The organism is Alteromonas genovensis, from assembly GCF_010500895.1.
GTDB classification, from domain to species: Bacteria; Pseudomonadota; Gammaproteobacteria; order Enterobacterales; family Alteromonadaceae; genus Alteromonas; species Alteromonas genovensis.
Genome location: NZ_JAAAWO010000001.1, coordinates 393,110 through 417,259, shown reverse-complemented (window position 1 = coordinate 417,259; position 24,150 = coordinate 393,110). Strand labels below are relative to the sequence as shown.

Annotated in this window: 22 protein-coding genes; 11 read left to right on the top strand and 11 right to left on the bottom strand. The window is 43.6% G+C overall.

The window, feature by feature from the left end; translation table 11 throughout:
• Positions 1-102 precede the first annotated feature (102 nt).
• The 3 genes from GTQ48_RS01715 to GTQ48_RS01705 all read left to right on the top strand — a co-directional run bounded on the left by GTQ48_RS01715 (position 103) and on the right by GTQ48_RS01705 (position 1,449).
• Positions 103-495 carry a hypothetical protein gene (locus GTQ48_RS01715; RefSeq protein ID WP_163104819.1) on the top strand — a complete coding sequence of 131 codons (393 nt, stop codon included), beginning with the start codon at positions 103-105 and terminating at the stop codon, positions 493-495.
• A 30-nt stretch (positions 496-525) separates the two neighbouring features.
• Positions 526-717: a hypothetical protein gene (locus GTQ48_RS01710; protein WP_163104817.1), complete on the top strand. Its 192-nt coding sequence runs from the start codon at positions 526-528 to the stop codon at positions 715-717.
• A 75-nt stretch (positions 718-792) separates the two neighbouring features.
• Positions 793-1,449, top strand: coding sequence for a crotonase/enoyl-CoA hydratase family protein (locus GTQ48_RS01705; RefSeq protein ID WP_163104815.1), 657 nt, complete (start codon positions 793-795; stop codon positions 1,447-1,449).
• Between the two features lie 24 nt (positions 1,450-1,473).
• On the opposite strand, the gene GTQ48_RS01700 is transcribed toward GTQ48_RS01705, so the two are convergent.
• The 3 genes from GTQ48_RS01700 to GTQ48_RS01690 form a co-directional block, all read right to left on the bottom strand.
• On the bottom strand, positions 1,474-4,683 hold the full coding sequence (locus tag GTQ48_RS01700) for a ligand-binding sensor domain-containing diguanylate cyclase (protein ID WP_163104813.1): 3,210 nt from the start codon (positions 4,681-4,683) through the stop codon (positions 1,474-1,476).
• Positions 4,684-4,932: 249 nt separating this feature from the next.
• Positions 4,933-5,934: a 23S rRNA (adenine(1618)-N(6))-methyltransferase RlmF gene (gene rlmF / locus GTQ48_RS01695; RefSeq protein WP_163104811.1), complete on the bottom strand. Its 1,002-nt coding sequence runs from the start codon at positions 5,932-5,934 to the stop codon at positions 4,933-4,935.
• 52 nt (positions 5,935-5,986) lie between these two features.
• Positions 5,987-6,784 carry a type 2 periplasmic-binding domain-containing protein gene (locus GTQ48_RS01690; protein WP_163104809.1) on the bottom strand — a complete coding sequence of 266 codons (798 nt, stop codon included), beginning with the start codon at positions 6,782-6,784 and terminating at the stop codon, positions 5,987-5,989.
• 363 nt (positions 6,785-7,147) lie between these two features.
• Between GTQ48_RS01690 and GTQ48_RS01685 the strand changes: the two genes are divergently transcribed.
• Positions 7,148-8,488 carry a M24 family metallopeptidase gene (locus tag GTQ48_RS01685; protein WP_163104807.1) on the top strand — a complete coding sequence of 447 codons (1,341 nt, stop codon included), beginning with the start codon at positions 7,148-7,150 and terminating at the stop codon, positions 8,486-8,488.
• Between the two features lie 204 nt (positions 8,489-8,692).
• On the opposite strand, the gene GTQ48_RS01680 is transcribed toward GTQ48_RS01685, so the two are convergent.
• From GTQ48_RS01680 to GTQ48_RS01670, 3 genes are all read right to left on the bottom strand, one after another.
• On the bottom strand, positions 8,693-9,160 hold the full coding sequence (locus tag GTQ48_RS01680; protein WP_163104805.1) for a DUF3718 domain-containing protein: 468 nt from the start codon (positions 9,158-9,160) through the stop codon (positions 8,693-8,695).
• A gap of 363 nt (positions 9,161-9,523) precedes the next feature.
• Positions 9,524-10,636: a hypothetical protein gene (locus tag GTQ48_RS01675; protein ID WP_163104803.1), complete on the bottom strand. Its 1,113-nt coding sequence runs from the start codon at positions 10,634-10,636 to the stop codon at positions 9,524-9,526.
• Between the two features lie 37 nt (positions 10,637-10,673).
• Positions 10,674-11,495 carry a PaaX family transcriptional regulator C-terminal domain-containing protein gene (locus GTQ48_RS01670; RefSeq protein ID WP_163104801.1) on the bottom strand — a complete coding sequence of 274 codons (822 nt, stop codon included), beginning with the start codon at positions 11,493-11,495 and terminating at the stop codon, positions 10,674-10,676.
• Between the two features lie 184 nt (positions 11,496-11,679).
• Here GTQ48_RS01670 and GTQ48_RS01665 point away from each other — a divergent pair, with 184 nt between their 5' ends.
• Positions 11,680-13,341, top strand: a complete 1,662-nt coding sequence (locus GTQ48_RS01665) for an acyl-CoA dehydrogenase family protein (protein ID WP_163104799.1) — start codon at positions 11,680-11,682, stop codon at positions 13,339-13,341.
• Here the strand turns inward: GTQ48_RS01665 and GTQ48_RS01660 are convergent.
• Positions 13,338-14,174, bottom strand: a complete 837-nt coding sequence (locus GTQ48_RS01660) for a hypothetical protein (protein ID WP_163104797.1) — start codon at positions 14,172-14,174, stop codon at positions 13,338-13,340. The genes GTQ48_RS01665 and GTQ48_RS01660 overlap by 4 nt on opposite strands.
• A gap of 252 nt (positions 14,175-14,426) precedes the next feature.
• Here GTQ48_RS01660 and GTQ48_RS01655 point away from each other — a divergent pair, with 252 nt between their 5' ends.
• The 4 genes from GTQ48_RS01655 to GTQ48_RS01640 all read left to right on the top strand — a co-directional run bounded on the left by GTQ48_RS01655 (position 14,427) and on the right by GTQ48_RS01640 (position 18,915).
• Complete coding sequence (locus tag GTQ48_RS01655) at positions 14,427-14,987, top strand: DUF4136 domain-containing protein (protein WP_163104794.1); 561 nt, start codon at positions 14,427-14,429, stop codon at positions 14,985-14,987.
• An 88-nt stretch (positions 14,988-15,075) separates the two neighbouring features.
• On the top strand, positions 15,076-17,061 hold the full coding sequence (locus GTQ48_RS01650; RefSeq protein WP_163104792.1) for a class I adenylate cyclase: 1,986 nt from the start codon (positions 15,076-15,078) through the stop codon (positions 17,059-17,061).
• Between the two features lie 293 nt (positions 17,062-17,354).
• The gene (locus tag GTQ48_RS01645) at positions 17,355-17,735 is read left to right on the top strand and encodes a BlaI/MecI/CopY family transcriptional regulator (RefSeq protein ID WP_163104790.1); all 381 of its coding nucleotides are present in this window, start codon (positions 17,355-17,357) and stop codon (positions 17,733-17,735) included.
• Complete coding sequence (locus GTQ48_RS01640) at positions 17,728-18,915, top strand: M56 family metallopeptidase (protein WP_163104788.1); 1,188 nt, start codon at positions 17,728-17,730, stop codon at positions 18,913-18,915. Before GTQ48_RS01645 ends, GTQ48_RS01640 begins: the two co-directional genes overlap by 8 nt.
• A gap of 100 nt (positions 18,916-19,015) precedes the next feature.
• On the opposite strand, the gene gloA is transcribed toward GTQ48_RS01640, so the two are convergent.
• The 3 genes from gloA to GTQ48_RS01625 form a co-directional block, all read right to left on the bottom strand.
• A complete protein-coding gene (gloA, locus tag GTQ48_RS01635) occupies positions 19,016-19,588 on the bottom strand; it encodes a lactoylglutathione lyase (protein WP_163104786.1) in 573 nt (190 codons plus the stop codon).
• Positions 19,589-19,730: 142 nt separating this feature from the next.
• Positions 19,731-20,408: a YehS family protein gene (locus GTQ48_RS01630; protein ID WP_163104784.1), complete on the bottom strand. Its 678-nt coding sequence runs from the start codon at positions 20,406-20,408 to the stop codon at positions 19,731-19,733.
• Between the two features lie 427 nt (positions 20,409-20,835).
• Positions 20,836-21,750, bottom strand: a complete 915-nt coding sequence (locus GTQ48_RS01625; protein ID WP_163104782.1) for a dienelactone hydrolase family protein — start codon at positions 21,748-21,750, stop codon at positions 20,836-20,838.
• 320 nt (positions 21,751-22,070) lie between these two features.
• On the opposite strand from GTQ48_RS01625, the gene GTQ48_RS01620 reads away from it, so the two are divergent.
• Positions 22,071-22,340 (top strand): hypothetical protein, encoded by a 270-nt coding sequence (locus GTQ48_RS01620; protein WP_163104780.1) that lies wholly within the window; start codon positions 22,071-22,073, stop codon positions 22,338-22,340.
• Between the two features lie 68 nt (positions 22,341-22,408).
• Here GTQ48_RS01620 and GTQ48_RS01615 read toward each other — a convergent pair whose 3' ends face one another.
• A complete protein-coding gene (locus tag GTQ48_RS01615; protein ID WP_163104778.1) occupies positions 22,409-23,098 on the bottom strand; it encodes an SDR family oxidoreductase in 690 nt (229 codons plus the stop codon).
• 418 nt (positions 23,099-23,516) lie between these two features.
• Here GTQ48_RS01615 and GTQ48_RS01610 point away from each other — a divergent pair, with 418 nt between their 5' ends.
• Complete coding sequence (locus GTQ48_RS01610; protein ID WP_163105070.1) at positions 23,517-24,134, top strand: LysE family translocator; 618 nt, start codon at positions 23,517-23,519, stop codon at positions 24,132-24,134.
• Positions 24,135-24,150: the final 16 nt, after the last annotated feature.

Below are 24,150 nucleotides of genomic sequence, written 5' to 3'. Positions count from 1 at the left end.
CACTGCAGCGCTCATAACTGCAGCGCTCATAACTACACTGCGTATAACTTCAATGCTAATAGCTTCAATGTTAAATAATTCTGTGAAAAGTAAACGCTCGCAATGACTGTTAAAACACACTTCCATGCATCGACATCTGCGTCGACAACTGCTGCCATTAACGCAAAAGATGAAAATTCTGAGCACGCAATGGCAATAGCGTCATATTTGGAATTCACCAAAATCCTATTGCCAACTATGGCCAAGGCGGCAAACAAACTCAATACATGGCCCATACATAACGATCACTGCTTTCAAAGGGTGGTGCTAGATACGATTTGCCAAGCCCCGTGGTATGACGTTATTCCATCTCCGGCTTATAAAAATCTATCTTTGGAGCAAGCGCGAGCAGCAAAAGCGCTTTGTGAAAAGATAGCGAATAACCAAGTGTGCCTAACCACCTTAAATAATAAGTCAAAGGCATGGAGAATCAAGCAAGCTAAGTTCGACTTTTAGGCTCTTTTTCACGTGACGAGGGGGGAAACTATGCCGCAACGAACATCACCAAAAGATGCATCAAGAATTCATCGCGCAGAAGATTTGGAAGACGTAGTAGTCGACAAGCGTGCTCAGTGGAGAGCCAATGGTGCAAAGGCGCGACGAAGACAGCGTCGGTACAAGAAGAAAGTGATTACATCTTTGGTACAAGACATTTATGAAAATGAAGCATTTGATTAGCAACTCGATGCAACGTATGCTCAATGCAGGTTCTGGTAATACCAGTTTACGTAATTTGTAAAGGGCATAACACTTATGGCTTTCGATTTTAACATTGAGAACGACATTGCAGTAATCACCTTTGATGACGGCAAAGTAAATGCGGTGGGATTTGATTTAATAGAGAAATTTAATACTGCACTTGATGAAGCAGAAAAGAGCGCAAACGCTGTGGTATTTCATGGCGGAGAGGGAAAGTTCTGCGGCGGTTTCGACCTTTCTGTGATGAAAGGCGATGATAAAGCCGAGCAGCTTAGGCTTGTTCAAGCTGGAGCAGACCTTATCGTACGTTTGTACGGTTTTCCACTGCCGGTGATCGTTGCGGCTGAAGGCCACAGTATTGCATTAGGCGCTATTATGCTAATGGCGGCAGATTTGCGTATAGGCAAAGACGGCGGCACAAAATATGGGCTAAACGAAACGGCCATTGGCATGGTGCTGCCCGCATTTGGTATGGAGCTCGCCAAAGCAAGGTTAGCACTCACATCACAAACCGAAGCGTTACTATTCTCTCGTATATTTGAAGGTAAAGACGCAGTAAAGGCAGGCTTTTTAGACGCGGCCGTACCCCAAGATCAAGTGCTTCGCACTGCCCTCGGTTATGCTGAAAAGCTCAAAATGCTTCCTCGCGCTGCATTTGCCGAATCAAAAATACAGCTTAGAAAAGACACCATTGCCAACATGAAAGGCTAACTTAAACAATAAGCAGTGGTAACGCTAAATACGCTCTATCGTTATCACTGCCTGCTTTTCTGCTTTTTCGATGCCTTCCTTAGACCAGTTGAGCCAGTCGCTCAGTCCTTTTGTTGTGTGAACAAAAGCGGTGCCATTGCGACCCGTTTCTTTTACTCTATATAACGCCAAATCGGTCAACAGCATGGAATGCTCCCACTGATGGAAGTCGGTTTGCGAGTTTTCCCAAGGAAGCCAAACTGCACCTATGGACATGGTTATCGGCGAAGGAAGGCCAAGCTTATAATGCAAGTTGGTAAGCGCAGCATGAAGTCTGTCGTTAAGCGCCTTAAAACTTTGTTTTTTGATGGTAGGAACAATGAGCAAGAATTCTTCTCCGCCCCATCGCAACAGACAATCCTCCGGTCGACTCACACTTTCTATGGCATCGGCAACGTACGTCAGCACGCTGTCGCCTTTGTCATGACCAAATTCGTCATTGATCCGCTTAAAATTATCTAAATCTATAAGAAACAACGCGCAAATGTCTTCAGATGCTTCTTTACCTGCATGCTTGCCTTCAGCGTTTTTATAACCAATTTGTCGCGCATTAATAGTGTCAAAGAGCTTGGGAAGATACTCTTTTATCGCTCTTCTATTGCTAAGCCCAGTTAACGGATCGGTATTGGCCACCTGCCTAAGCGCATCATTTTTTTGCTCTAGCTCTTTGTTTACTCTTTCGTAAGCCAGGGTGCGCTCTTCAACCATTTTTTCTAGCATGTCGTTTCTTTTCATTAGTGCTCGCGTACGCACCGAAAACAACAGCCATCCAACAAAGAGAATGACAATTACCGCGACGCCTCGCGCCCACCAGGTTTCCCACCAGTAAGGCGCAACGTTTATCGAAAGTGTGGTGGGCGGTAGCCACTCATCACTGCCTAGTTTTGCTGATACCTCAAAAACGAATTCACCCGACGGTAAGTTGGTAAAATAAGCCAGCTCTCGTTGTCCTGCATACACCCAGCTGCTGTCGCCCTTGGTAAGCCTATATCGATATTGCGGTACCTCTTCTCCAGCAAATATTGGCATGGTGTACGCCACTTCTAAATTACGTTCGTTGGTAATTTCGATAGTTGAAGAGGCAAAGGTGAAGCGTTCGCCATTTTGATACACGCCGGAGATAACTACTGGCGAGAGCATTGGTTGGCGTTTAATAGTATCAACCGACAGCACGCCTGCTAATGTTGGATAATAGAGTTTGTTGTTAAAAACGACGCCTCGGTTATTTCCCGCGCCATTGCAACATCGAATGTCTTTTCTTGACGTAAACGTGCCGTCGTCTCTTAGTACGATATGCCGTTGTATTTGCTGTTTATAAAGACCCGATAAGTCCACAGAAAATATACCGCTTGCGCCTGAAACCCACAGTTGGTTTGCCGCAATATTGATATTGAACAGGTTTTGAAATGGCAGTCCATTTTTAATGGTGTATTGTGTCCAATTGCCTTTTTTATTTTTTTGGAACAGGCCATCGCCATAAGTAGCAAAAAAGAGGTGTCCATTAGGCGACTCAGTGATATTCGATACAAAGGCACTGCTCACGCCAGCCATGTTTACTTGTTGCCATTGACTAGTGTTGTTGCCGCTGTCTAGATTGGCGCTATATAATCCTGATTCAGTTCCTACCCATAGCGACCCCGTCTTTGAACGATGGATACTGCGAACAGACTGAGAGGCAAAATAAATCACCTCAATAAAGCTGTCGTCTTGTTGTTTAAATAGCCCGTTATTTGTCCCCAACCAAAGGGAATTCCCGTCTTTGTATAGGGTGTTTATTTGATAACCTTCAAAACCGCTTACCGGCATAACCGCTGATGTTTCAGTATTGACACGGTATAAGCCGTTGCGTGTGCCTACCCACATTGTCCCGTTATCAATCTGTAAACTGTATGCATCATTTCCGTTTAACGCGCTTGGGGGAATAACCAACTGCCACTGCTCATCGTCAATGCGCTTATATACCCCCATACTTGAAGCAGCGTACACACTATCGTCAACAAAGAATGACCATGCCCTTGCCTTTGCGAATGACTGACCCGCCGCTTGTCGAGTAATAGCCGATGGCCAAAGTAGTACAAGGCCGTTAGCCTTCGTACCAAGCAATGTGAGTTCATCACCTTGAAACAGCGTAAGCACGTCTTTCACCAAAGACGGCGTCACTACGTGATCCCAAGACTCCTCAAGAGTGCCTTTTACTGGGCTAACGTTATATGCCTTGCCGTCCATTGTAAGAAGAAGTGGATAACCGCTGTTACTTAACGTTAGTTTGTGTATTTCGTAAGAGGTAACTTGGGGAGTCTCGGTGAGAGAGCAATTGTCTGCTGAGTGCATAAACGAGCGAAGACGTTTGTCTTCAAGAATATAAACACGTTGATTTGCTGCCTGAAGCTGAGCGTATTCTCGCTCACGTGTCAGGGGGTATTCACAGGTGGCGTTTGTCACAGCATCAAAATAAACGAGTGTTTTATCGGCGTTTAAAAGCCATATGCTATTACCGTCTATGCTAGCGGCACTGAGCTTTGCTTGCTGCTGTAGCAGCTGTTCTTGGTGCTTTTGCTGTTCTGGATACTGTTGTATTGGAGACTGTTGTTCTGGAGACTGTTGTTTTAAGTGCTGCTCGTTTTGCTCTGAGTGCTCACTTTGCTCTAAAGCACTCGAAGCAACTAGCTGATTATTCTCTAGTGACCACAGTGACGTCCCGAAAAACCATAATTGCCCGTCTGCAGACTGATCAATATAGGTTATTCTGTCCTGAGACTGCTTAAATTCAACTGCCTTAAACGCGCCCTTAGAATAACTCACTACGCCGCTGGCGGTCGCTATCCATACCTTTCCTGCATTATCTACAAAGAGATACTCAATCCAATTTGAAGGAAGCGAAGGCTCATTGATGGTATTTAAAATTTCAAACTTTCTGCCATCAAACCGAGCCAATCCATTTTCAGTGCCTAACCAAAAAAAACCATCGGTATCTTGGGCAATCGCATGAACTGATATTTGGGGGAGACCATCGGTGGCGATGAGCTGTCCTTTTTCCAATGCTTGTGCATTTGAAACTTGCCAGCGCTCACTGCGATAATCTTCTGATGCCAACGCATTGATTGATTTTGTGCAAAGCAGCATCACTATCAGCAATAAAAAAGTAATACTATGAAGGTGTATTGAGCGTAAAAGCCCATTTAAACGAGAGAACATCTGGCCCCACTGTAGGCTAACTATCGAAAACGCTAAATAAATAAAAAAGAGTCATGCACAATTTACTCACTCATCTTGTTTGCTGAATAAACCGTGTGCTAATAAACGATAATTGTTCACCAGCCTCAGGTTGTCAATTGTAAACGCAGTAAGTGGTCTATTTAATTTTCCACTTGCACTGGCCTCTTAAGTTTCAATTGACAATGTTTCAAACGAGTATGTTTCAAACCAGCAGCCATTAAATTACGGCTATGCAAAGCGCCAGGCAATAAACCGACTTTGTTTATTGCCCTGCCCCATGTTCACTACTCTTATCTGTGTGGCACGGTTATACGCTAGGCTTTTTTCGATAGGCTTTATGTGCTCAGACTTAGACACTAAACACGTAAACCAGGTGACGTTTTGCTTAAACTCAACGCTCTCCTTTATCATTCGTTGAATAAACGCTAATTCACCTCCCTCACACCACAGCTCGTTAGCCTGGCCTGCAAAGTTCAAACTCGTCTTAGCATGTGATTTTTTTCCAGCCTCGGCACGGGTATTTTTGCCCGAGCGCTTTGCTCTGTTCGCGGCTAAATTTTTATTTTTACGGGCACTACCGGCAAGCGCATCTTGTGCAGATTTATGAAACGGAGGGTTGCACATGGTAAACGTAAAATGGTCATCGTCACCAATTATTCCCGCGAATATGTTGTCAGTTTGCAGCTGTCTTCTTATCTCAATACGCGACTGCAGCGTGCTATTATTTCTCACTATTGCCGACGCATTATCAAAAGCGACTTCATCAATATCGCTTCCTACAAACGACCAATCATAAACTTGCGATCCAATAATGGGATAGATAGCGTTAGCGCCTACACCTATATCAAGCCCTCTCACTTTATTGCCAAGCAGCGCTTTTACGTTATTCACGCTTTTTAATGCACTTACCTTTGTTTGATTGTCGCTCGCATCTCTTTTCAATGTCTCTGGCATCTTTTGAGAATCAACGAGAAGGTCGGCTATACCATGGATATAGTCTGCACGACCCGGAATAGGCGGACAAAGGTAGCCTTTTGGCAGCTGCCACTGATTAACATTGTAATAGTGCGCCAGTAACGCTGCGTTTAATGTAATAACAGCCTCAGGACGAGCAAAATCAATACTTTTTTGGCCACTTTTAGCGAGGATAATATGAGGTTTTAATGGAGAAAATGACGCGCAAAGTGCTGCCATGGGGTATCCATCGTTGTGGTAACTGCGAGGATGCATTGTGTTGCTCTTCTAAATAAAGTGCTGAATTGAGGTTTAAGGCGCGTTGATATTATTCTTTGACGGGCAGTTCTAAATTGTACTTTTCATACATCGATTGCAAAACGCCATTGTTCCGTAATATTTCAATTTGGTCATCAAAGTGCCGCTTCAACCGCTGCCCCTGTTCATTATAAACAAAAGACCAATACAGCTTGTATCGCCCAATTGTTCTTACTTTCACCAACGAGTCCTGGTCTGTTTGTTCTTTATCCATCAGCGGGGTGATAATACTGCGCAAATCGACGAAGTAATCTACCTTGCCCTTTTTTAGAAGCGCTAATGCTTGCTCTGCGCTTTCAACCGGAACGCCTTTCGCACTTTTCGGCAATGCTGCATAAAACACATCGTCCTCATAACCCGCTCTGTAAGCACCTACGTTGGAGGATAGATAGTCGCTGTTGAGTGCATCATCATTAAGTAAAGCAACATTGATATCTTCGTTAATGACGGGCCACTTAGACTGGTAAAAGGAAGCTGATTTGGGAAGCGAACCGGTAAGGTCTATTTCACCCGTTGCCAGATTTTTGAGTGTTCGTTGCCAGGGGAAATATTCTACACGTAAAGAATACTGAGGCTCTGAGTATATCGCAAACAAAAGCTCGTGATAAAAGCCTGTTCCATCTCTATTGGTATAATTAGGCCAGACATCAGTTCCCCACTTTACTACTGTCGGTTCTGTTTGTGTTTGTGTTGGCGTTTGTTTTGCTTGTGTAGATACATTTTGAGACAGCAATGCTGCGTTTGCCGCCCCTTTTGCTAATGCATAGGTCGGAATAAGTAGGAGAAAAACTAAAACTATCTGTTTCATCTGCAATCACTGCCTAAAACGTGCAATTCAATTCGCTGACGCCGTTTTATGTTAATACTGTACGGTTAGTACTGTATGTCCATATTGTATTTCAATAGTGTGTTTTAATACTATGTTTTAATACTATGTATCAATACTGGGGCTGTTATCACTAATAGCGCTTTTCTAGCTGCACTCTTATTACAACCAGAAACCGTTAGAGTTTATCTGTGTAAGTTTAGCACCTGTTAAGCCAAATAAATGTTTGTTGTATTAGCAGCCAAATCGGCGCAAACCCTTTCATCTTTGACGCAAAAAATACCGCATGCCGATGTAACACAGACTATGCTAATGTCGTAAATCGTACCACAAAAAAGGAAAATTATGAGAGCGTTATTAATAGGTATTGTGTTCTTGTCTGCGCTATTTTCGTGCCCATTCGCGTGGTCTCAAGACATATTGTCCATGAAGGAGCGAAGTGATGTCATTGATAACATCATCGCTCAACGTTTTGACACTGTTTTACCTCACATCATGCGACGAGAAAATATCGACATGTGGGTAATTATGTCTCGAGAATACAACGAAGATCCGGTGTTAAAAACAATGCTCCCGTCGACTTGGCTGTCGGCCAGACGACATACTATGTTAGTCATCTATGACCAAGGCGAGGGACAACCCTTAGAGCGATTAGCCGTAGCACGCTATGCGGTTGCTAAAAGTTTTGAAAAAGCCTGGGATAAAGAAGATCAACCCAATCAATTCAAAGCACTTGCCAACATTATCAAGCAGCGAAACCCTAGCAAGATAGCCATCAATACGTCAGACGCTTTTGCCCTCGCCGACGGCATGACCTCTACCGAAAAAAACCTATTTATGTCAGCGTTACCAAAAGCCTACAAAGACCGTGTGGTATCTGGCGAAAAGCTATCGATTGGGTGGCTAGAAACACGCAGTGACATGGAAATGGAGTTCTATCCCATACTGACGCAAATCGGCCATAAACTTATTGCCACTGCATTTTCCAATGTGGTGATCACACCTGGTGTTACCACCACTGATGATGTTGTGTGGTGGTTGAGAGACAGAACAAACGAGCTAGGTCTTAAAAATTGGTTTCATCCAACCGTGTCAATTCAACGGGCAGACAGCGAAGCTTTTGATCAGATAAAGGCCTTCAGCAAGCGACCAGAACAAAATATTATTCAACCTGGCGACCTTATTCACGTTGATTTTGGCATTACCTATTTGCGCTTAAATACCGATCAACAGCAGCATGCCTACATTTTAAAACCTGGTGAAACGGATGCGCCTAAGTACCTAAAAGACGCACTTACAAAGGGCAACAGGTTGCAAGATATCTTAACCACTAATTTTCAGAAAGGTCGTTCAGGTAATGAAATTTTAAAGCGCTCTCGAGCCCAAGCCATAGAAGAGAATATAAAGCCCACTATTTATACCCACCCGCTTGGATTACACGGGCATGCAGCAGGACCAACCGTTGGTATGTGGGATGCGCAAGAAGGAATCCCCATAAAAGGCGACTATCCTATGTATGAAAATACCGTATATTCGATTGAGCTAAATGCCGCGGTGATGATTGAAGATTGGGGTAAAGAAGTCAGGATTATGCTAGAGGAAGATGCGTTTTTTGACGGTAGTTCGGTGTCTTACTTAGACGGGAGACAAACAGAGTTTCATTTAATTTCTTCTGAAGCCAAGTAAGTGCTATAACGCAACTTTAGCGACTGAGCGCTAATAAAATGACTCAGTAAAACGATTCAGTAAAACAATAGCCATACGGGCTGAGAGAAGTTAGCCATTCAGGCTTGGAGAAGTAAGCAAAGTGACGGGCCCTTTTGCTCTGTAAGCAAAGGGCCCCGAAACTGATATTGCTAATAGCTTTTATTCGTAACGCTGCCCTAACGGTTATTCGTCAGCAGTGCGAACTTCTACATTTTGCGATTTATAGGTACGAACAAAATCAGCAATATCTTTGCGATTACAAATCACGCTCTCACCTTTCAAACCATATTTAGTTAACGCTTCGTCTTTACCGATGGTGAGTGCTTCTAAACAAGCCTGCGATGCGGCATTGTTATTTTTAGCCACTAGAGCAACTTTCTTAGCATTTTCAGATACCTGATTATTTCTGTACATGAAAGCAAACGTTCTTAATGACTCTCCATTACAACGAACTGATGCACTGAATTCGTCAGAGTCAAAACCACTCGCGCGCACTAAGCGAAGCGCTGGCTGATAGCCTTCATTCGCGGCAGTTAAACACGCTTTTGTTTCGATGTTTTCATCCACAGGCTGTAAGCGAACGTCTTTAGCAAAAGACTGAGTAGCAGCAACAGAGAAAAGAAGTGAGATAGCAAATGTAGACAGTTTCATATGTATTCCTATTTTTGTAACTTAATTAGATATTGCGAAAGCAATGACTACATTATGACCAGAAAAATGGATAAATAAAGCACTTTATGTAATTTAGTTACATAAATTAGTATAAAAACATTCAAATTACGTTAATACTGAAAGTTATTTACACAAAAACATCACGTTTATCGTTTTGTTTACAATTCCAGGGGATCCTATTAGGGCGTGTTTTTAGAAAATAAGTTTGTGCAACTGAGGCTTATGCAATTAAGGCTTAAACAGCGAAGATTCTAGGCGCGCCTGATCTGTTGAGAGCAAACGCGCTTTTTTAACGGATAGACTCTTTAATAAAAGGGACGCCTTCAGCAGGTTATGTTGAATTTAGCTAATAAGGTCGTGCATCCAGTTCAATGATGGGAGTGGGTTTTCAGGTTGATAGAAAAGACGGTTAAGCCTGCCTAACAAATTCACAGAGTGATTAGGATCTTTATGCTTCATTCTGTGTGTGCTTTCTGTTTGCAAAAACTCCCAAGGTTGTAGATTCAAATGGTCAATCTCTTCCTGGGTAACTCCTAAAGAAGTGAGCGTTGACAAAATCCGCTCAGTCTTGCTTTCTGCAATCGGTATTAACGTGTTGCTGTACATGTCTACCAACGGCGCATTAACCGCTTCGAGAGTGTGTTGAATGGCGCTCCACACCATATCGTGATCAAACTGCCATCCTCGTGGCGCATAATAACCCTCTACTTCCCACTCTAGTTCAGCATTACTCACAGCTATTGAACTATCTGCCTCAGGCGAAAACGATAAGTCAGGTTTTGCGCCAATATTGTAAGCATCTACGCTCATGGCAATACAAATAACAAGGTCGCCACAGAGTTTTTTATCGGTATAAAGCGCCTCAAATGCAGCTCGCTTTACTCCCATCCAACCATGTACTTTTGAGGGTTGCTCTACAAAATGACGAACGTCATTAGGCAAATCTTCTCCATAGCGCTCTATGAGTAATGGCAACGGGTTTTGCTCAGGTGCCTCGTCGGGCATCCACACTTCGTATTCTTGGCGATTGTCAGCTTTTCCTCGACTTTTAATACCGTAAGATAGATTCACTGGACGACAAATGCTGCGATCCTCATCTACCTTATGAAAATACTCTGAACGCATTCGCTTTATAAAAGGCGCATCTAAGTTTGCAAGGGCGGCTGTAGGATAACGATACCCAATTTCGCTGTTCTCTACCATGTTGAAAGACGGTATGTGTTTTTCTAGTTTTGCTTTAACACCGCTTAACATTGTCACATTTGGCAACACAATGCTGCGCTCAGGCTCAATGGTCAGCCTTTGCCCATCCTCGGTGATGAACTTTGGCACTTTGTGAAACTCGAAATTCGCAAATCCGAGGGAATCTAAGGCGGTATCGCGATACTGAGATAGCTCAGTAAATAACGATGTGTGATTTCGAATATGTTTAAACAACGGACGAGATGTGGACATACGTATTCCTTATTTTCGCCCTGGCCCTTCTTCTCTTTTAGCCTGGCGAATAATTGTTATCTAATGATAAAAACTGATGCCAAATCTGCGCACCAATATCGTCGTAGTGTTTAACTAATTCTGCGAACTCTCTTCGCAGCGACTCATCTATCAAAGGTGAGGGCAACAGTGGGTCGAACACTAACTGATGAAGTGCATTGTCCCCAATTTCAAACGATTCTTTTGTGGCGTCTTCTAATGATAGCGTTGGAAGACGATTTAACGATTCTTTTAGTTCAGTTACGCCCTGCTGATAGCGCTGCTCTAACTCTGCGGTATTCCACAACTTTCGTGTTCGCAAATGTAGCTTTGAATCTAAATCGAATGCGCAAAACACCACTGCCTGTTGACTTAATCCTAGTACCTGCAGCTTTTCTCTAACCACACCTGCACCACCTTGAATGTTTGCAGGTCTGATGTACATATCAGGGAGCAACTTTTTCAACCCAAGAATTTTTAGTGCACGGTCATTCTGTCTAGCCTGTTTCTTATCACTTTTAGCTAGCATATGCGTGTGCACCACTACCCAATCACCATTCCAGCTAGGTAGCAGTGAGGTTTCCGCATTTCGCCAGCTATTGATCTCTCGCGCAAAGTCCACGCCCTCTTTCCCAAGCTGGTAGTAGCCCCTATCGACAAGCGATAACACGCCAGCGCTGTGTAAACGATTAATAGTGACTCTGATATTATTTTCAGAGATGGCAAAAAGACGACCTACGCGCACGGCACTTGACGCTGTCATTTTTACCTTTGCTCTAGAGCCTAAAAGCTTGAGCAGCAATTTTCTTGCTACTGGCTTTTTTGTTTCCGCTTTATTCAAACTGCTTTTCCCTTCACCTGCACTTGGCACACGCTTTTTTATACTTGCTTTGTTGCAATATATCACTTGTTTAAAGCGCGAGCTTATCAGCGTATCTCAACCACAAATATTACAACTTTTGACTAATTTTATTATTTTATGTAATTTAACAAACAGAAATGCACCGCCAGCTAGGCCAAATGACATGACAGCAACAAACAAATTTCATACCCATGAGGTAGAAAATCAACCTTATGCGCTCCCTGCTTATAACCTTTGGCTAGCTGACCCGCTACTGCAAAGTATGGTGAAACAGCACCATTATGCTTATGTTCCCACACTGCTTGAACAGTTCGGTCAATACAGCGGTCATGTGCAGTTTGAACATGGCGAACTTGCCAACAAAAACAAGCCCATTTTGCATGCGTTTGACCGATATGGGCGCAGAACCGACAAAGTAGAGTTTCATCCAAGCTATCATGCTCTGATGAGCTCGGCCATGGAGCATCAAGTTCATTCGTATTCGTGGCAAAACAGCTCAGCAAGTGGAGCTCATGTCATTCGCGCTGCCCTGCTTTATATGCATAGTCAGACTGATGCAGGTACTACCTGCCCGCTAACAATGACCCATGCAGCCGTGCCCGCCATGAGGTACTCAAAGCACATTCCCAAATATTGGCTCGATAAACTGATAAACGGTACGTACGACCCAAGAGAACTCCCCGCATTTGAAAAGAACGGCATTACTGTGGGTATGGGCATGACGGAAAAACAAGGAGGCTCCGATGTAAGGCGTAATACTACCAAAGCTGTGCAACACCCTGACGGCAGCTACGCCATTACCGGACATAAATTCTTTTACTCTGCGCCAATGTGTGATGCCCACCTCGTATTAGCTCAAGCAGAAGGCGGACTAAGCTGCTTTCTTCTCCCTAGGATACTTGAAAGTGGAGAATTAAATCATGTTCGCATCCAGCGCCTTAAAGACAAGCTGGGGGATTGGAGCAACGCATCATCAGAAGTAGAGTTTCAAGAGGCGACGGCTTTTTTACTTGGTGAGGAAGGTCGCGGCGTATCTGTGATCATCGATATGGTATCGCTCACCCGACTCGACTGCATGATTGGCTCTTCCGCTCTTATGAGACAGGCTCTCGTTCAAGCAACACACCACGTTAGCCACCGAGACGCCTTTGGCAATACGCTTATCAACCAACCTCTTATGCAAAATGTGTTGGCAGATCTCACCATCGAGAGCGCGGCGGCTACTGCGCTAACTATGCGTGTAGCAAAGGCCGTTGATGAAAGCGGTATCAACCCGCATGAGGCTGCACTTGCTCGTATTTGCACGGCTATCGGCAAGTACTGGATTTGTAAACGTACCGCAACGTTTGTGAATGAAGCGCAAGAATGTCTCGGTGGTATTGGCTATGTGGAAGAAAACATAATGCCGCGGTTGTACCGCCAAGCGCCACTAAACTCAATTTGGGAAGGCAGCGGCAATGTGCAATGTTTGGATGTGTTGCGAGCCATGGCAAAAGAGCCAGCAACACAGAAAGCGTTATTTACGGAACTACAAAGTGCTAAAGGAAAAAATATGCATTTTGATTCGTATGTCGCGCAACTTTTAAATAGTTTTAGCGATAACGAAGCGTTGCAAATGCGCAGCCGCTTGTTAACAGAGAAAACGGCGTTGGCACTTCAGGCTTGTGTACTGCTAAATAACGAAGATGCTGAAATACGCAATATTGCACACAGCTTTTGCGAGAGCAGGCTGGCCGGCCATCATGGTTTGGCATTTGGTACGTTACCGGCCTCTACGCCATGTGAGGAGGTTATTACTGCAGGGGCTTTATCACAAAGAGGCTAAGGTGAAAGCCAGAACCCTTGGGATGCCCTATAGTCAGGAGTATCGACAATGGATTTTAGCGCTTCGTTCACATGCTCTATAACGTTTTCTCCCCACGCATTATTGGTACAACCCACCGCACCCGGTATGGGGGTCTCCCCCAACTCTGTGGTGTAGTAATATTGCAGTTTACTTTCCCCATCGGTAAGCGTGAGATATGTCAGAATAGCTGGATACTCTAATGTAAAATCAATGCGACCATACTTTAATTGGTTGAGTACTCTAATAGCACTGTCTGCTCCAGCGATTGTTTCAAAACGTGGATTACCTTTCGCGCTTTCCACTATTGTCTGCATCACATCGGGATATTTTCTTGCCACTGGCTTTGCGAATGTTAACTGAGAGTTCTCTACTAAGTGTTTAAAAGAAACTCGACCATCGCTGTCCAGAAAAGGCGCAATAGTTTCAGGAAGGGCAATGACACCAAGGGGTAAATACTCAACATTTGTGTTGGAATAAATCCATTTGCTGCTTCGGGACCTTTTAATCAAACAAGGAAAACAGAGGTTCATATCAGCATCAACCCTTTTACTTATTCTCGAATGAGGCATCCGAACTATAGTGTGTTTTGCTTCTGGCATGTGAGCGATTATCGAGTTAAGCATTACGTCACCTATGCCTTGTGACGCATATTTGCCCTCAAATATATGAAAAGGAGGAGCCGGATTTACTGCCCAGGTTATCGTTACTTTTTCTGTCTTGTCCACCTGCGTTACGTCGCCGCTTGGGGCATCCGCTGCACTGGCGGCGTAGCACATCATAAAAGCAGTCATCGAGAGCAATAGTTTGAACATAAGCCATTTCGAGAAGTTGAAAACGAGCGAATTATTAACGATGTTTAAATTTTCAACAATTATGAATTAGTCTAATCATTCACAAGGTCATTTCCAAAGATCTTGTCATTAATATTGCCAATGATGGTGCAATGAGCGATCCTGTCGATAATAAACCGCAAGTGCTTAGGGAATAAGCCAATCATATTCAACTGATTGCAACAGCCCTTTTAAACGGCAAATGATGATTGACAAAAAATGAGGGATAAGACGATGAGAGAACGATTTAGAAAGATCCAACTGCTTTTCTGTTTGATCGCGTTTGGTGGTTTGTTAACCGGCTGTGCTTCTAACGCCCCGTCTATCAGCGTAGACGAAACACAAGACTTTCAAAGCATTGATAGCTTTCATGTGAAGCCACCGCTAAACAGCGTAAACCCAACCCTTGAAAACGGTATTGCAGAGACTATTGCTAAGGTAATGACAGCAAAAGGGTTAACTGAGGTTTCACAAGATGAAGCTGACGTTCTCATCGGATTTTTCCCTTTTGTAGAATCTAAAGATGACGGCACACGTTTAAACATAGGCCTAGGCAGCGGAACATTTGGACGTTCGGGCGGAATATCGATAGGTAGCGTATTTAGCATTCCTGTTGGAGAGCAATTTACAGAATATCAAAACTTGCAGATAGACGTCACAAAGGAAAACACCTTTGTTTACAGTGCGTCGGGCAGTACTGAAATTAAAGCAAATGATGCGATTACCGTTCAACGGGCGCTAAACGAGCTAGTAAAATCACTTCTCGATAATTACCCAAACACTAAAGATAAATAACAAGCAGATAGCAGTGAATCGCGCTATGCTTGGTATAAAATACAAGACAGTAGACATCAAGCAAAAGCAAGTGGGCAAAGACTAAGTTATGGTTGAGCAAAAATCGCTCTCTTTACAGAAAAACCTCACGATAAGGTTGCTGCGCGTATTGCGATACAACAAATCACGAACAGAGCGTGCTTTAAGTTTATTGCCCCTTGAAAACAGACCTCTGTTTCACGTACTGCCATTCTTAATCCACGTTAATCACCCCGATTTACCCGGGTATGTTGAATCGCCTTCTAACGATGTATTAGTGCCATTTGGTATCAACAATTACTCTTTCAGAAAAGATATTGAGATGGCGCTGACGCGCTGTTTTCCTTCACTGCAGTCGTTATTTACTGATATTAAATCTATTTGGCCCCGTCAGCGGTGCATAGACTCGCTGGTTTTAATGGGCAGCATAGGCACAATTGCGCAAACCGACACGTCAGATTTTGATTATTGGGTGTGTGTAAACGGAAAGCAGTTTTCTCCCCAATCCCTCGACTTATTAACTCAAAAACTAAGAGCAATTGAGCAATGGGCTGATAAAAAGTGGGGTACTGAAGTACACTTTTTTCTCTCTGATATCGAGAAGGTAAAACAAAATGACTTTGGCGTTGCAGACGGAGAAAGTGCCGGCTCTGCGCAAGCATTGTTTTTAAAAGCTGAATTTTACAGCACTAACATTGTTGTAGCGGGGAAAGTGCCCTTTTGGTGGCTAACGCCAGAAAAGTCGACCATAAAGCAATACGACGGCATTTTGGGAAACCTTGAAAAAGGAGGCTCCCCCGACTTAGATTGGTTTATGGATTTAGGCCATTTGGAAAAACTTGATGCTGGCGAGCTATTTGGCGCAGCCATATGGCAGTTAGGTAAGGCAATGGATTCGCCATTTAAGTCGCTGCTGAAAATGGCAAAGTTAGAAGTCTATCTTGCTAATATTGGCAGCGAGCAGCCGCTGTGCAACACTCTTAAAAAGCATGTTCACTTGGGCTCTGACGCGCCAGGGAAAGTGACTGATATTGACCCCTATGCGCTTATGTTCAATGAGCTGATCACCCACTACACTGCCTATGGCCAACCCGAAGATATTCTTATTTTACAGCAGTGCTTGTACCTAAAATGTGGATGTAGCCTCAGTCAGCCCTTGTATGAGGGAGAAACACCTAACTTTAAACGACGAATTATGGCCGCCTATGCAAAAAGCTGGGGCTGGAGCAGAAAGTCATTAGAGCACCTTGATAATATTCAACAATGGAACTTTAACGAGCGTGTTCAATTAAGTCGTCGCATACATCGCTTTTTACTCAAATGCTATAGACGCATATCCAGTCAACTTGATGGCCAAACCCAAATCATGGATGAAAAAGACATGACGGTACTCGGTCGCCGATTGAGCACGTTTTACGGTAAAAAACACAACAAGGTGGAGTTTCTTCGCAGAGCATTTGATGAGAGTTTATATTGCCCCACCGTAACCATAGCCGTGAGAACACTTAAGAATGGCGATGAGATATGGACCGCTTACGCGGGTGATAGGCTGAGCAAGTCGGGTATTATCGATGAATCGCAAAAGATTTCACAAGCATCTAATGCAGTGGCGTTACTTGTGTGGTGTGTTGCCAGCCGCATAATGGATACGAACACAAAAATTCATCTAGATTACAACTATTGCGAAATTAGCGAGCTCGACCTCAATGACCTGCTAAAACACCTGTGCGCGTTGTTTCCACCAGTACGGGTATCTGCATTGCCGCGAGAGAATTTACTGGCACCAGAACGCATTATGACATGCATGGCATTAGTTAATTTTCCCACCCTTCGCCAAAAACCTACAGTAGAAGATGTGTATTTACTTTACAGCACCACTTGGGGTGAGACGTTTTTAAAACACGGGGCGGACGTGCTAGATAGTCTCTGGTACGAACTTTCAGAGGTCTCGCCGAAGCCTAAATGCTACGTTATGGTGCCTCGTGGAAATCAACAGTCACGTATTCTAGGTGAGTTTCTTGAATCTACAGACCTTACATTTTCCGTGGTTCATTGAGGTAAGTCTTACTTTTTCCTATTAGCTATCTGCTTCTGAGTTCTTGCTATAAATCTATATCAACTATTTTGCCCTCCTGTTTCTTTCGTTCTTTTGCTTTTCCAGTCCTAACTCGCTCTTTTTAATTAGTTCCGAATTCAGATAATAAGTACACCAAATCTCAGCTGAGTTGATCTCCCCTCTTTTTACATTGATGAAAAAAAGAACTAAAAAGACTTGCAAAGAACGATTACAGGTGTAATCTTAAATGAGAGACTACAGTTGTAATCGAAAAGATAGAGGTAAGCAAGACCATGTCTAAACCCGATATTTCCAATGCAGAATTTGATGTACTCGACGTACTGTGGGAGCGCAACCCTGCAAGTGCGAGCGACGTGGTGCAAACCTTGTCTAGCCATAAAGAGTGGCATGAGAAAACAATTAAAACCTTATTAGGCCGACTAGTAAAAAAAGGCGTTATTGGTTTTGAAAAACAGCAGCGTCAATATTTGTATTACCCACTTATCGCGCGAGAAGACTATGCCGCACAAGAAACAGAGAGCTTTGTTGGCAAGCTTTTCAAGGGCAAAATCACACCATTAGTAGCAGGGTTTGCAACCCAGAAAACATTGTCAAAAGATGATGTAAACGAGTTAAAAGCGTTAATAGCACAATGGGAAGAAGACAATGACTGAATGGTTAATAGCACAACAAGGTGCTTTGAGTATTGCCCTCATTTTAATGCTGATAGCAGAGCGATTTACCGCAAAGATGGGCGCTATGTTTACCTATAAATTGTGGGCCACAGTGCCAGCTGTATTACTTCTTAACAACCTACCTATTTACAGTGTATCGGTAACAAGTGACTCATTCTCTAACTATGTAGTCAACACGACACCCACATTCACTGTGCAGCACATCGATGTATTTCTTTATCTTTGGGCACTAGGAGCGAGTGCGATAATGGTTATTACGCTTGTGCATTATCTGTCTCTTACTGCCTCCTTACACAAGATAAACACTAACGGTGATGTAGCTTATTACTCATCTACGGCAAATACGCCCATGTTATTTGGTTTTGTTAACCCTAAAATAGTGCTGCCCCTGAACTTTGAGCGCATGTTTTGTGAAGCGCAGCAGCAAATGATTGTCGAACATGAATCGGTCCACAAACATCACAGGGATCACCTGTGGAATGGTTTTACCTTCGTTTTGATGACGCTTTTTTGGTTCAACCCTCTCGTTTGGATTGCGCTTAAAGCATTTCGAACTAACCAAGAACTAGCCTGCGACCACAAAGTTCTATCAAACAAAAGCGATAAGGAGACACTTATTTATGCAAAAGCACTCGTACAGTGTGCCGAGCAATCCCCGCAGACATTGAGTCTGTACCCTACCTTTGGAGAGAAAAGCACCATGAAAAAACGTTTATTACTAATGAAAGATAAACTTCCACAAAACCGACTAGCCGCATTCGTTGCAGTGGCACTGAGCGTATTACTAATGGCGAATACTGCTGCGGCCAATATGCCGCCACCACCGAAAAATCATGCTGAGGGAAATGAGCATAAGGCAATCGATGCTAAGGTCAATGAAGCCTCACCGATAGCTCGCGTTTCACCGACTTACCCTGAAGATGCTGCAAAGACAAATACTGAAGGGTATGTCGTGTTGCAATTTGATATTACAGAAACAGGCACTACCGATAACATAACGGTAGTAAAGTCGTCACCTGAAGGCGTATTCGATAAAAGTGCCAGTAGCGCTCTCAAGCAGTGGCAATATAAGCCGCGGGTTCAAAATGGCCAAGCACTGATGCAAACAGGTTTGTTGGTGCAACTTGATTATAAGCTATCTTCTGACGATGCCGACTAACGAAGGGAGAAAGTAAAAAGAATACTAAAAGGAGCGCGGCTCCTTTTAGTATTTTTATAAAATGGTTTAGAAACGCTTAAAAAATATCAGGTGCGTTGTTCTAACCTTTTAAATGCGGCGCGCAGGTTTTTGCTACCTTGCTGGCATCAAAAATTTCAATCCAATAGCCGTCGGGATCTTTTATAAACGCAATGCCTTTCATAGACCCGTCATTTAACTTTTTCTGAAATGGCACGCCAAGGGCTTCAAATCGCTCGCAGGCAGCCTCTGCATCTGGCACGTGAAAACCAATATGGCCAAAGCCTTTTGGCTCACTGTTACCGTTGTGGTAAGACGCATTTTCTGGGGTGTCGTCCCAATTGTGAGTAAGTTCTAACATCGCAGGGCGACCGAAGGTTTGCTGCGTGCGCTTCTCTGAGTCATCGCTTATATCTGAAAAGTCATCCCCTGCCGCTAGAAAATACAAACTAAACTTCATTTCTTCAAAGTCTAGTCGCTTTATCAGCGTCATACCCATCACACGGGTATAAAAGTCTAAGGTGCGTTTGGGATCAGCAATTCGCAGCATGGTTTGATTAAAGACAAACCCTCTTGTTGCGTCGCTTTTTTCTTCGCAAAGCCCGTCTGCATTATCGAAATGTCTACTGGTCGGTGTATCTATCGTTTTAGCCATAAGGGTCTTCCTCGCTTTACATTAGTTGTCCATGTTAATAGCAACACTATGTGCGCTGAACACTTACCTTTCAACTGCCGCTCGCCCGCCATTTCTGCTATCTATCGATTTCCTTGCCAACTTCTACCTTACTGCAAAAGAGCTAGCCCTTACTCCGCAAAGAGTCTGTGGGCTTATTATCTACGCGATAGGTATTACTCTTCTTTTTGACTATTTGCTTTTTGGCGCCTGAGTTCTTGAGGTTAAGGGTTTTAGGGCCTGCTTTCTGTGTTTCAGACGAGCCAGACTTAGCCGTACCACCACCTTTGCTTTTTGATGCAAATGCATTTTGATTAGACGTACGAGGTTTCGTATTTTGGCGATACTTAATTACCATACCTTGCAGTAAATTTCGTACAACCTGGTCGCCGGCCGCTTTATAGTTTCGGTGATCAGGCTTTCGAAATAGTGCTGACAACTCGCCTTTGCTCAGCCTGAAATCAGCCATATACAATACGGCAATCATATCTTCGTCTTTATAGCTCATCGCAATGCGAATTTTTCGAAGTATCTCATTATTACTCAGGCGCTCTTTTGGGCCGAGCTCTTTGGGCGCTTGTCCTTCTTGCTTACCACGATTTTTGATAATCAAACCATCTAAAAACATCGCAAGGATCTTATCTCTACATGGCAAATAACCTTCTTCATCCTCTTTTTTCATGATGCTATGAAGATAATCTATGTCCATTTCGTAATCCATCAGCTTAAAAATACTGATAGCCGCGGTATCGTTTATAGCAAGCGCATAGCGAATGCGGCGTAGAACATCGTTGTGAAACATGATTGATAACCTTTAAGGATAGAAGTAGTTATTGTGTTTGATTACGCTGAGGCCTTTTGAGCACAGTGCTTTATTCAAGCGAAGCGTCATAGTAGAGCCGAGCGTTGCGCTAATTTATTGCACGGTGCTTCCGTGCTAGCAGCGCACAAGCAGAGCAAAATCAGTGAGACGCAACTGTTAATTCAACGGCTGCAACAGCTCATGCAGATGTGCGTAGTTTAACTCAGTTGAGGTTTTACCGCCATCTACATGCTTGTAAACATCATCTAGATGATCAATATAAAAAAGCGCCTCTGGTGGCGCTTTTTTATATTCGATACTCGTTTCGTCAAAGGCTCGGGTCTTATTTGAAGGTTTACTTGCTTACCGATTCATCAGTTTACCGGCTTATCAATTTACCGACTGATTAATTTACCGACTTGTTAATTTACCGACTTATTGGGGCTTTAAGGTGAGTCGAGAAAAAATCAACGGTGCGCTGCCATGCAAGTTCGGCATCTTTTGGGCTGTACCGGCTTGTTGAGTCGTTGTGAAAGCCATGCTGGGCTTTGTCATAAACATGAGCGGTGTAGTCTGCCCCGTTGGCCTTCAGCACTTTTTCATATTCCGGCCAGGTTGCATTCACTCGCTTATCATTCTCACCAAAATGCAGAAGCAGCGGCCCATTCACTTGAGCCTGCAACTCTTCTTTTGCAGGTGTACCGTAAAATGGTACGGCCGCATCAATCATATCAGGAAGGGTTGCGGCTAAAAGGTTACTGATGTATCCGCCGAAGCAAAAACCAACCACACCAAGCTTGTCTGAGGTTTTTTCAAAGTGACTTAGCCACTTTGCGGCTGCCATAAAATCGTGTTCAATTTTTTCTCTATCGAGACTGCGCTGCATTGATCTACCGTCATCATCATTACCTGGATAACCTCCTAAGGGAAATAAAGCATCTGGCGCGAACGCAACAAACCCTTGCATGGCTAAGCGTCTTGCCACGTCTTTTATATAGGGGTTCAGCCCTCTATTTTCATGCACCACAACAACCGCCGGCATAAGGCTTTCGGCGCTAGCCTCAGTAGGCACTACCAAATACCCGCCTCCAGTGCCATGGCCTTCAGGGGATGGAAACTCTTCGTATGTTGCTTTAATGGCGGGGTTGTTAAAGGACACTTGTTCAGCTTTAGCATAGTCGGGAATAAGCGCGCTGCCGATAACACCAGCAGACAGGCCTGCAACAGACAACGAGGCTACGCGAGTTAAAAATGTGCGCCTGTCTATGTCGCCATGAGCATATTCGTCATACCAATCAAAAGCTTCTTGAGGGATCGTTACAGAAGGTTTATCTGTTTTCATTCTTTTGCCTGCCAAGTTGTAGGGTTAATCGTCTTAAATAACATTGAGCATAAAGTAATCACACCTTACAGAGATTTACGCATCAAAAACGAAAAAACGCGATTAAAAGCAAGAGTTATCAGTTTAGTGTCATAAGGCTCAACGTTCGTTTATATCCATAGTTAATGTAGTTAGAAAGAAAACAGTCTTTATGACCAGTTACTCTTTTTATTATCCATCGTTAGCATTACGAACTTTAGCTAAAGGTAGGGCTAGCGTTAAAACTAGTATTAACATTGGAACATAGCGACATTGGTTGCTCTGCGAACGCGGAAAATTAATTGAGCATGAAAGTGGCGAGAGCCCTTATTGGAATGGACTTTCAGGAGAATACCGTGCAAAAAAATGTGACGTTGATTGTTGGCTACATGGCCTATATTTTTAGTATCACTGTAACAAGCAATCTCGTATTGAGTGTGTTAGCTGCTTCTTTTGAATTAACGGATAAGCTTGAGTTATTACTAAGAGTCTTTGTTATTTTTACCATTACATTTATTGCCACCGGCATTGCCATCAAGTTAGGACTTTTTAGGCAACGCAAGCGGCGGTAGCGGCTCGCCCAATATTACTGGCACCTTTGGCGGTAATAATTAGAACCTTGATTTGCGATAACTAAAAGTTACGACGTTGGCATTACATATACTTCTCTTACACATGCTTTGTCGCTGCTTGATAATGCGTAATTAACCGCATCTGCAATATCTTCTGGTGCCAGCTTATCTTCTTTAGGTTCGTCAAAAAATGGTGTATTGACCATACCTGGGCAAATGGTTGTGCATTTCCCTCCCCATTCACGCATTTCCTCGGCTAAGTTTTGACCGAAGCCATAAGCGAACCACTTGCTAGCGCCGTATACCGAGCCTTTAAGAGCAATGCGTCCGGCTACGGAGCCCGTGAGAATAAAATGCCCCTTGCTCTCCCTTAAAAAAGGTAACCCTGCTTTTGCTGTATATAAAAGACCGTTCACGTTCGCCCCAAGCATAGTCGACCAATCGCTCACATCGCCTTTTTCAATACCTGGAGAACTCGCGCCGGTTCCCGCGTTAGCAAAAACAACGTCTATTTTATCGAAATGCGCATTTATTTTGGCAAATGCGTTCTCTACGTCGTCAAAATCACTTACATCGGCCTTTACTGAAAATGCATTTTCGCTACCCAACTCTTCCACAAGACTGTTTAGCTTATCTTCACTTCTTGCAACTAACGCAACGCGATGCCCCTCTTGCACGAGCGATTTGGCGGTTGCCTTGCCTATGCCGCTAGACGCGCCCGTGATAACAACGACTTTAGATTGTTTAGTCTTACTCATAATTAGGTTCTCCTTTTTCTTTCTAGTCACCGAGTTCTTTAGAGCACTTTCTTCGAGAAAACATGTGCTCGAGAGATGCTCTGCTTGATAAATTTGTGCTTTAGAGAAAGTGTTCTCTTACTTTTAGTAATACTTACTATTTAACTTTGCTCAACAGTAAACTAGAGGTGTGCAACAAGCGATCCAGAAATGCCGGTCTACAAACAAACATAAACCACTGATTAATAGTCACTTTAATTTTATCATCCAAACGTTGCTCTCAGCATGTTCTGCTAATTTTTCAACGGGCAAGAAGTTCTTACAAGGCCAAAAATAACAATACGCAGATATCGGTTGATCAATGCGCAACTTGTTATTGATCACCATCGCCTTTTCTGGCAACTTCCACGCCTGTTTTCTTTATCATCGGACACTACTTATGAGCTGGGGCTTGCTGTCTCTTTTTATTCCTACATTTTTCTTTGTGTCCATAACGCCAGGCATGTGTATGACACTCGCGCTGACGCTAGGCATGAGTATTGGTGTTAAACGTGCCTTATGGATGATGATTGGTGAACTGGCGGGTGTGGGGCTAGTAGCCACTCTGTCCTCTGTTGGCGTGGCTGCACTGTTGCTCAATTACCCATCCGTATTCACTGTCCTAAAATACATCGGAGGCGCGTACCTTTTTTATGTAGGCGTGCAAATGTGGTTGTCGCGAGGCAAAATGGCGTTAAAACCCGATGGTGAAAGTCAGCGGGCCTCTCGTTTAGCCCTTATGTCGCAAGGATTTATCACCGCCATTGCTAACCCAAAAGGTTGGGCCTTCTTTGTTGCATTACTGCCGCCTTTTATCAACCCTGAACAACCGCTGATGCATCAATTAGCTAGCTTAATCGCCATCATATTAGTGCTAGAATTTAGTTGCCTATTAATTTATGCATCAGGTGGGCGAACCATGCGCTCTTTGTTAATGCAAAGCGACAATGTGCAGTTAATGAACCGAATAGCGGGTACACTAATGATTGGTGTGGGCATTTGGCTAGCGCTTACTTAGCGCTTAAAAAGCGGTT